Annotated in this window: 6 protein-coding genes and 1 pseudogene; 2 read left to right on the plus strand and 5 right to left on the minus strand. The window is 59.6% G+C overall.

The annotated features are described in order from the left end of the window. Positions 1-4 precede the first annotated feature (4 nt). The 3 genes from B1400_RS07800 to B1400_RS07810 all read right to left on the minus strand — a co-directional run bounded on the left by B1400_RS07800 (position 5) and on the right by B1400_RS07810 (position 5,434). Positions 5-1,345 (minus strand): PASTA domain-containing protein, encoded by a 1,341-nt coding sequence (locus B1400_RS07800; RefSeq protein ID WP_157909659.1) that lies wholly within the window; start codon positions 1,343-1,345, stop codon positions 5-7. A 121-nt stretch (positions 1,346-1,466) separates the two neighbouring features. Continuing rightward, complete coding sequence (locus B1400_RS07805; RefSeq protein WP_095613852.1) at positions 1,467-3,602, minus strand: PASTA domain-containing protein; 2,136 nt, start codon at positions 3,600-3,602, stop codon at positions 1,467-1,469. A gap of 611 nt (positions 3,603-4,213) precedes the next feature. After that, complete coding sequence (locus tag B1400_RS07810) at positions 4,214-5,434, minus strand: S-layer homology domain-containing protein (protein WP_235607388.1); 1,221 nt, start codon at positions 5,432-5,434, stop codon at positions 4,214-4,216. 356 nt (positions 5,435-5,790) lie between these two features. Between B1400_RS07810 and B1400_RS10170 the strand changes: the two are divergent. Together B1400_RS10170 and B1400_RS07815 are read left to right on the plus strand one after the other, a co-directional pair. After that, a pseudogene (locus tag B1400_RS10170) lies at positions 5,791-5,865 on the plus strand (zinc-ribbon domain-containing protein); the annotation flags it as partial. A 171-nt stretch (positions 5,866-6,036) separates the two neighbouring features. Next, a complete protein-coding gene (locus tag B1400_RS07815) occupies positions 6,037-7,164 on the plus strand; it encodes a hypothetical protein (RefSeq protein ID WP_095613854.1) in 1,128 nt (375 codons plus the stop codon). Positions 7,165-7,187: 23 nt separating this feature from the next. Here B1400_RS07815 and B1400_RS07820 read toward each other — a convergent pair whose 3' ends face one another. Continuing rightward, positions 7,188-8,366 carry an ABC transporter permease gene (locus B1400_RS07820; protein WP_095613855.1) on the minus strand — a complete coding sequence of 393 codons (1,179 nt, stop codon included), beginning with the start codon at positions 8,364-8,366 and terminating at the stop codon, positions 7,188-7,190. A gap of 57 nt (positions 8,367-8,423) precedes the next feature. Next, a partial coding sequence (locus B1400_RS07825) for an ATP-binding cassette domain-containing protein (RefSeq protein WP_133064653.1) occupies positions 8,424-9,387 on the minus strand: 964 nt, incomplete at its 5' end.

Consider the following 9,387-nt stretch of genomic DNA (forward strand, 5'->3'; position numbering starts at 1 on the left):
ATCGTCATGCCTGCTCTTCCAGCTGCGTCCAGTCCACGATGTCGGCAAGATCCTCCTGCAGATAGTAGACGGTCGTATCCGAGGGGGCGGGTTTCATGGCGACGCGTGCATAATCGCGTCCGTCACGGCCTGCGGTGATGGGGACGAAGGGGTTGTTGGCCTTGCCGTCCGCGCTCACGATCGTCTCGTCGTATTGCGCGGCGTCGCGACGCAGTATGAAAGGCCGCGTGGTGTCGGGATTGGCCTGCGCCTCGGCCATCGCCGTATCGTCATAGTAACCGCGGGAGGCCAGTCCCGGCAGATTGGCGCCGACGGGATAGTACACCAACAGTTCCTTCATCATGAAGAAGGTGCCGCTGGATTGCAGGCTCCTCCGTGCGTCCGGGTCAGTGGCGACCTCGTCCTTATATGCCAATGTGCCCTCATGACAGAACCGCACATGATTGCCCATTTCGGCATAGGGCGCCATATCCACGCCATAGGTCTTCTCGGCGTCCGGAGACGATCCGCAATACGGTTCACCGTTGTCCTCGGTGAGTTCGAATACGCCCAATTCCGCATTGGCGAGCTGTTCGGACGCACGATAATCGCGCATCACCGGCTGATGCGATTCCGTATACAGGGACAACGCCTTCTCCCCGACACCTTCCTCATACATCATGACGGCTCCGTCTCCTGCGGCGAAGGCGAGGCAGTCGGCGCTTCGATTCCCGTCTCCATCTTCGCGGCAGTAGGTCCCTTCAAGGGAGGCGCCATCGAACTGGGCGTTGAGGAACGGTCCGTCGGACAGCAGCCCGTCGCCGGCATCCGCATCCGCTCCCACGTAGAGCACCACGGACTGGTTCGCCGTCATCGACGTCACACCCAATGTCGGTTCGCCTCCGACGACCGTTCCCAGATACTGCATCGACGAGTAGCGCGGCATGAGCGTGACCTGATACCCTTCCCTTTCCAGTTCACGCTTCGCGTCATCCGCATTCTTGCCGAACCAGTCGATGCCTAGCACGTCATGCTGCTCGGCGATCGCGAGCATGACTCCTTCGGCGGCATCGATGTCCTCGCCGGCGGCGGGAACACTCAGCGCCACGGTCCCTTCGGGATATTCGTCGGTATCGGTCACGGCGACGGCCCTGACATCGACGGGCACATCAAGATCATCGAACCATGCCATCGCCTCCGCCTCGGTCATGCCGACCACATCGTCGGGAACGCGCATGTCCTTCGTCGGCGACGGCGACGAACTCTCGGCAGGCGTCACGGAAGTCGGCGCGGAGGCCGTCGGCTCCACTGCGGATGGCGCTGACGCCCCTGTATTGCTGCCGCATCCGCACATCGGCAGCAGCATGCACGTCAGCAACATCGCGCATGCCCGGCGGGTGTACGTATTCATGATTGAGCTCCTCTCCATCGCTTCATTACGCAAGTCATCGATTAAGTCGGGTCAGGCATGTCACGTAAGGCCACCATCAGCCCTGTGGATGCTCCTCGAGGAAGAAAGCCATATCGTCGGCGCCGACGATGACCGGGGTCACCAACACACGGCCGGACGTCCGGTACTGATCGATGGAATAGTCCCAATCCAGCACCGATTGGGGAAGATCGTCGGTGGGGAATCCGACCGGATACACGACGAACTTGCCGCATGGCTCGACGCCGTAGGCCTGGGTGATCGTCGTCGGCATGTCCATCTTTTCATCGATGTAGGTATCGCCGCGTTTGCCCTTGACGGCGAACGCATCCGTGGCGCATTGCAGGGTATAGGTGCCGTCGTCATTGGGCGTCATCGATTCGAATCGCCCGGTGAACGCGGCGTAGTCAAGGACCGGACGATTCTCGCCGTCGTCGCTGAAATGCTGATGGATGTGCTCCCCGCTGAACGAGCCATCCTTCTTGATCGTCATCTGCGTGAACTCTTTCATGCTCTCTCCCTGCACACGGTATGTTCCCTCCACGGAATCGAACTGATCGTCATGGTTCGTCGTCTGCTGCGTCGAGTCATCCGATGACGAATCGGGAGAGGAAGAATTCGAGGACGCGGCGGATGTTTCGTCGTAATCGGTAAATTCAGCCCAGCGCACGAAGGAACGTACCGGCTGGAGGTAGTAGACGCTTGTACCGCTAACGGCAGGAGCCATCGCCTCGCCCGAGGCGTCGGCGCCGAAGGGCGGCAGGAACGGATTGTTCGCATTACCGTCGGCGTTCACCGAGGTCGTCTCGTACAGTGATGGATCCCTGCGCAGGATGAACGGCCGTGTCGTGTCGACGGACGGTTCTCTGCCGGCAGCCCATAGCGCTTCGTCGTCGAAGTAGCCGCGCTGCTCCAATCCCTCAATGTCGGAGCCGACCGGGAAATAGACAAGCATCTCCTGCATCTCATAGGTGGATCCGGTATGGCGGGGAAAGGTGTCTTCCGTATTGCGCACCGGGGTGCCGTTTCGGCAGGCGAATTCAGGAATCCCCGGTCCCAGATCCTTACCGCCGCATTGGCGGTTGCCATATCCATGGAACAGCTCGAACATGCCCAAACCGGAAGTGATCAGCAGATCGGTCTCGGTCTTCCAATCCTCCACGGAGAAGGTGAACCGCGCCTTCAGATGCAAGTCGGTCGTCTCGTCGCTGTCGCCCTCCGACATCACGAGCGTGGTTCCCTTTCCGTTATCGTCCTCACCTCCGTCCAAGAAGATGCAGTTCGAGGAATCAGACTGGCCACCGGCCTTGCAATAGGCGCCAACCATGGGCTTGAAGACCTGATAGTTGAGGTGCCTCGTTCCTCCGGTCTCCTCCAGCAGAAGATCCTCGTTGGTGCTCGCATCCACACCGTAATGCAACGTGATGTGCTGTCCCGGTTTCAGTTCACTACCTATCAACGGAGTAGAGGTGAACACCTTGCCTACGCTCTCTTCGGTGTAATAGTGTGGTTCCAACGACACCTCATAACCGAGTGATGTCAGTCGGTTCTTCGCTTCGTCCTTCTTCATGCCGTAGAGCTCCAGCGGCACTCCGCGGTCCCAGAAAGCGACTCCGATGTAAATGCCGCTATCTCTTTCATCCGCGTCCAGAGCCTCATTTTCCCCCGGATAGCTTGCCACCACGGTACCTTCCGCGTAGTCACCATCCGGAAGCACCGGAATCTTCTTCATATGGACCGGGACACCCATATCCGCAAGGATGTCAGCTACTTCCTGCGGTGTCTTCTCGAGAGTGCCTTCTGGTATGCCGGGACCTTTGGATTCATCGATGACCACAACGGATGATGATTCCACGACGTCTCCGGCATCCGCGCCCACATAGCCGAGGAAAATGCCCTCGTCCTCGCGATGGAGCCGTGCGGAACGTTCCGTCTGCCAGCCACGGGACTCGAGGATGTCATCCACCTGGTCGGCGGTGACCTCGTCCTCGGGGACGCCGAGCTCCTCAGCCAATTGCTCGATCGAGGGCAATGCTTGTCCATCGCTTTCGACGATCTGCGTGCGAGAGAACCAGCCCATACGGATGGCGAGCATGACCACGACCGCGACGAGCACGCCCACTGCTGCGACGACGATCGCCAGATTGCGCCATCGACGCGCATTCACTGCGCGCAACTCACTGGATTTCTTCATATCGGTTCCCTCCCTCAGCCATGGAAACGCTCAGCGATGAATCATGTGCCCAGACAGTGGCCCTGTCCAGATGGTGATCTCATGCAGAGCACAAAAAGCGGCAGGGTCCATCTTCCGAAGGGAGTAAATATGGAACCTACCGCTTGTGGGCCAGATCACTGGCGATACATGGTGCCGCCGCAGGTGGGGCAACGCTTCGTGTTGCCCAGCACCTTGTAGATGCCGCGCTCACCGCACTTGGAGCATTTGAACGTATCGGACATGGCACACACCCTTCCAATCGAATCGTTATCGCACAGGCAGCCTGACGATGGCATGTCAAGACAATCGAATCGCAACATTTCCATCGTCATATCAATCACCCGCCTCAATCATCGAAAATGTCCCGCAGACTGTTGCGACATATATCGCAGCGGCCGCGAAACCTTTCTCCTGCAGATTAATTCACTACCGCAAACACAATGCCGACTTCGTAAGAACCGGAATCATTCAGGTAAGAATCAGAAGACACTGCAATACAACATCATGGGCGATATTGCGATATTATCGTGCCGTGGCGGAATAATACCGCCACGGCGACGAAGACTCGCGCAAGACAGCATCGCGATTCCTCACCGCAGCCATTCGTCGAAGCGGTACAGAAATGCGGACATATCCTGACGGTAGACGGCGGTGGTGCCGCAGAAGCTCAATGTGCCGTTCGCGTTCCGATAGCCCTGGCTGATGCCGGTTCCGGCCAGCCACTGAATATCCGACGCATGCGGCGTCGCATCGGTCACATCAACGAAGCCTCCTACTGGCTTCACGCCGAACCATTTGCCGGACTTGTCGGCCAGTCGCTTGAGGAACGCGGCCATGTCCTGCCTGATCACCGGATTCATGCCACGGAACGTCGACCTGCCGTCCCGTTCCTTCCATCCGGTCGAGATGCCGGCATGCGCCAGCCACAGGATGTCCTCGGCGTGCGGCGTGTTGCGGTTCACGTCCCTGAACCGCTTCCAGTCCGCGGCCGAAGGCTTCCATGTCCTGGCGTCGGCGATGTTGCGGTTCTTGGCTTCACGACGCAGAAAGGCGGCCATGTCCTGACGCGTCACTGCGCGCATGCCGTAGAACATGTAGCGGTTGTAGGAGATCTTCCAGCCGGTCGAGATGCCGTTGTCGGCCAGCCATTGTGTCTCCGTCGAATGCGGCGTCTCCGGTTGCACGTCATGGAACCAGATCTTCCGCTCGCCTTTGCGGTAGAACACCGTCTTCGCCGAGACCTCCGCCGTCGACCGGTACGGCTGAAGCACCACATAGTCCCTGCGCGCCGGAGGATTCGACGCATTGACATGCCAATCGTATGGCAGCGGCTCGGTATTGTTCTTGCTGACCCAGGTCACGCCCAACGGCGGCAGCACGGGGCTTATCGTCACACCAACCACTCCTTGGCCATCATGCACGGTGTGTCCGTCACAGCCCGTGTTTCCCGACGAGCAGCGCATCCTGTACGTGAAATCCGTGTTCATCTGCAGATACTGCTCCGCCTCGGACTCGTCGGGAACATCGAAACGCGCCAACGACATCCTGGCCGTCGTCGCGCCGGAGGGAATCGGATTCTGCGCACCGAGTCCCGAAGCGTCGAGCACCGTGCGCAGCATGCCGCGCTCATAGGGATCCCTATTGATCGTGATGCACTTGCCGTCGGCCCTGCAATACGTGCCCATGACATGCCGCGGATCGCCGTCGAACGGCGTATATTCGGCCGCATTCGCCGGCGCCACGGCGCCGGACATCGCAAGCGCAGCCGCCAGCAGCATGCTCGCCGCGCTCATTCCCGTCTTCGATCTCATCGATACCACGCTCCTCTCATTGCCGCTTGCTGCAATCGGCAGGGTCCACGATGACCCTGCCAGCATCCACATTGCCAGAAAACGGCATCGCATAAACCGCAACAGCAGAATCGACAGGCTTTCGGTAAGAAAAGAGACCTCATTGACACATCAGCACAAACAACTCGGCGGGATCGACGATGCAGTTCACATCAGGCGCAACATAGCGAGCGCCCATTTCTCCCGGAGCTGCCATCTATGACCTCAAACCTAATACTTCTTACCTATGCTGCCGTAGTTTGCGTTTCCACTGCGACAATCTGAACAACGACATTCCGCCTGTTCGAACAATTGGCATCATCGAGGGAGGACGCAATATGGCATCTCAATTCTGCACGTACTGCGGCACGGTGATCAATGGAGGGATGCTATTCTGCCCATCATGCGGTAGACCGTTGGAACAAAATCTCCAACCCACCTCAACGACCGCACCGTCCAACATTGCTCAGACATCCAAAACTGTCGCACCGTCTGACATCCAGACAACCGCCGCCACTGATGATTCACCCTCCTTCGTATTACAAAACAGGCAGCGCAGACAACGGAGGAGCAAAATAATCATCATGGTCACGGCGATCGTCGCAGCCGCGGTGGCATGCGGACTACTGCTCAACGCCTATATCACCGACCATCGTGAACGGGACGAAATATCGCAAATGCACAGCTATTCCTCCGGCAATCTGTCGATTAAGATGCCCGACGGGTTCTCGGACAATGGCTCCAATAGCTTCAATTTCACCAGCCCCGACTCCGAGATCCTGTTCATGTTCCGCTCCTCCGACATCGCCGCGAGCGGAATAGCAGACGCTCAATACACCAGCACAGACACCACCTTGGATTATCTGAAGTCCAGAGACGGCATCCAGTGCTGGGATTGCGGTATCAAGTCCACATATGTCTTCGGTCATTACACCTATGACGGCGACGATTACAATTATTATGAGAAGACGTTCCCGGACGGCAACGGGTCCACGGTAATCATGGCCTATCCAAGACATCCGGAACACGGCACAACCGTCGCATACGAACACGTCATCGAACTTGCGCTCAAGACATTCCGTGTGGACGATAGCAGCGGCTGCCTATATGGATGCTCAAAGAAGTACTGGGAGTCCACAGATCGGCATAACGACGACACTGCAACCTATGAGACCGGCGGCGGTTCTATGGTCGGCCAGCCTTCCGACGACGACTCACTACGCGTCACGCAATCGAACGACGATGAGGATATGGACAAGAGCACACCGACCGCGAAATACCTGTTCCATGCCGAGCAGACCGACGATGAGGACACGGTGGTGTCGATGGAGCTTCCGACGACCTTCGAGTGGCCATGGCAATATCATGACATCGCCAGCGACGACACCATGACAGTCGAGCTGCACAATTCTTCTGTAGGCATGTCGCCAAGGGCTTTCCTTGAATCAAACGACGATGAATGCTCAGTATTCGACAATGACATCGCCGAAGATACGTTGACCGTGGAATGCCAAGTGTTTGTCAGCGGATGGATTGATCAGAAGTACGTCACGAAGGCTTGTCCTGACCGCAGGAACATTCGGCATCTCATCCGCACCGACAAGGGATTTGTATATGCCGATTTCAAGTTTCCGAATGACGACAGCACGAATAAGCAGTATGAGGACGTCATTCGCCACGCCGTGCAGTCGATGGTAATCGTCGACGAATAGCCCTCCTCCGTTCAGCCTGCCTTTTACTCCCTGCCGAGGTTGTTCGTGTTCTTGAAGCGGTGCACGAGCAGGTCGGCGATGACGAACAATGCGAGCGCCGAGCAGCCGAGGATGATCCACGCTTTCGCGATGTGCCAGTCGTTGTAGAGGTAGTCGTCGCTGTATTTGAAGCCGCCGCCGTCGAGCATCTCATCCTTCATGCCGGACGGGCAGTAGGACAGGTCGTCGGGAAGCTTCGGCTTCGCGGCTGTGAGCGCCGACGGGTCGGCGGCCGCGGCGGCGTCGGGATTCGCGGCGCCCGCCGCGTCGCCCAATGCGGACGGGTCGTCGCCGTCCGCTCCCCCGCTTGCCGATGCGGACGGGTTGTCGGTGGGCAACGAGGCGTCGCCGGATGTGGACGGCGAAGGCGAGGCGGACGGATCGGCGGCCGCGTCGGTCGGTGCCACGTTCGCCTGTGTGCCGCCGCCCGTCGCCCCGCCGGACGACGAGTTCGCGTCCTGCTCGGACGGGTCCTTGAGCGGCAGACAGTTGAGGTCGCTCGTCGTGCCGAGCGCCTCCATGCCCCAGCGGCTGATCATGCCGTAGGAGATCTTGTTGAGCAGCCCTTTGAGCTCGAAGAGCATGCCGCAGAACACGAGTTCGACGATGAGGATGTACGGCGTGACCGACGTCGCCGTCTCGGCGCTTTTCATCAATGTGGAGATGACCATGCCGAGCGCGTCCGAGGCATAGAACAGCAGCAGGAACGTGATGTAATACTCCCAGTAGACGCCGCCTGAGCCGCCGATGAGCGCGCCGCCCGACGGCGGCCGCGCGTCGTAGACGAGCGCGATGCCGGGGAAGCACAGGCACAGCACGGCGCTTTGGAACGCACACAACAGGAACTGCACGATCGCGTTCGCGAGCGTGAACGCGACCGGGTAGAGTCCGGCGGCGAGGTCGGCCTGCAGTACGGTGCGCTGTTTGACGACGACCTGCACCGAATTGAACAGGCCACCCCAGATGCACGTGCACATGAGCAGGAACGCGACCGATTTCGTGGCCGTCTGCAGATGGAACACGTTGTCGCCGGCGACGGCGATGACGATCGCGACGCCCGCGATCGGAAACATCATCATGATAACGAGGCTTTTGCCTCCGCGGAACAGCAGTTTGAACGCGACGTCCAAACAGTTCGCGAACTGCCTGAGCACCATCTTCATCGTTGCACTCCCCTACTCTCGTCTACTCTCGTTCTTCGGATGCGCCCACGGCGCGCGTCACTTGCCGAGCGGCGGCTGCGGCGCGAGCCCCGGCACCTCGTACGGCTGGAAGGTGATGTGGTCGGGATCGCTGATCTGGTCGTTGAGGTTCTTGAACATCTCGCGGAAGTCCCTCGCGCCGCCGAAGTGCCTAAGCGCGTCGGCGGGCGTGCCCGCAAACGCGAGGCGTCCGGGGTTGCGCGTCCCCGGGTCCTTCGCGCGCGGCGCGGCGACGACGATGACCTCGTCGAACATGTCGAGCATGTCGATCTCGTGGATGACCATGATGATCGACAGCACGCGTTCCGAACCGTCCTCGCCGGCTGCGCGCTGTATATCGCGCGGCGGATGCACGATGTCGCGCAGCTTCGTGAACAGCTTGTCCTTGTCGATGTAGCTCAGGCCGGCGTCGGGTTCGTCGAGGCACAGCACCGGCTTGTAGCCGACGAGTTCGCGCGCGACGCTCACACGGCGCTTCTGGCCGCCGGAGAGCTTCTTGATCGGCGAATCCTTCAGCGCGTAGATGTCGAGCTTGTGCAATACCGAGTCGACCTGCTCCTTGATTTCGGCGCGCGACGAATCCTCGGCCATGCGCAGCTTCGCCGACGAGTAGATCTCCTCGAAGACGGTGAGCTCCTGAAGGAACACGTTGCTCTGCTGCACGTAGCCGATCATCGGTCCGAGATTCTTGTAGTGCGCGCGCAGATCCTCCTGATTCTTGTAGAGCGTGCGCCCGTTGTACAGTGAGTCCTTGCCGGACAGGCAGTTGAGCAGCAGTGTCTTGCCGGCGCCCGATGTGCCGATGATCGCGACGAGACTGTGCTGCGGGATCTGGAAATGGATGTCTTTGAGCAGCGTCTTCGGATGCCTGCCGCCTACCGTCTTGTCGTCGATCTGCACGTCGAGCATGACCGGCTGCGCGATCTGCGCGGCCGCCGGCTGCACGGCCGTGCTCGGCGCCGGCGCGGACGGACGCTTGCCG

The organism is Bifidobacterium italicum (genome assembly GCF_002286915.1).
Taxonomy (GTDB): Bacteria; Actinomycetota; Actinomycetes; order Actinomycetales; family Bifidobacteriaceae; genus Bifidobacterium; species Bifidobacterium italicum.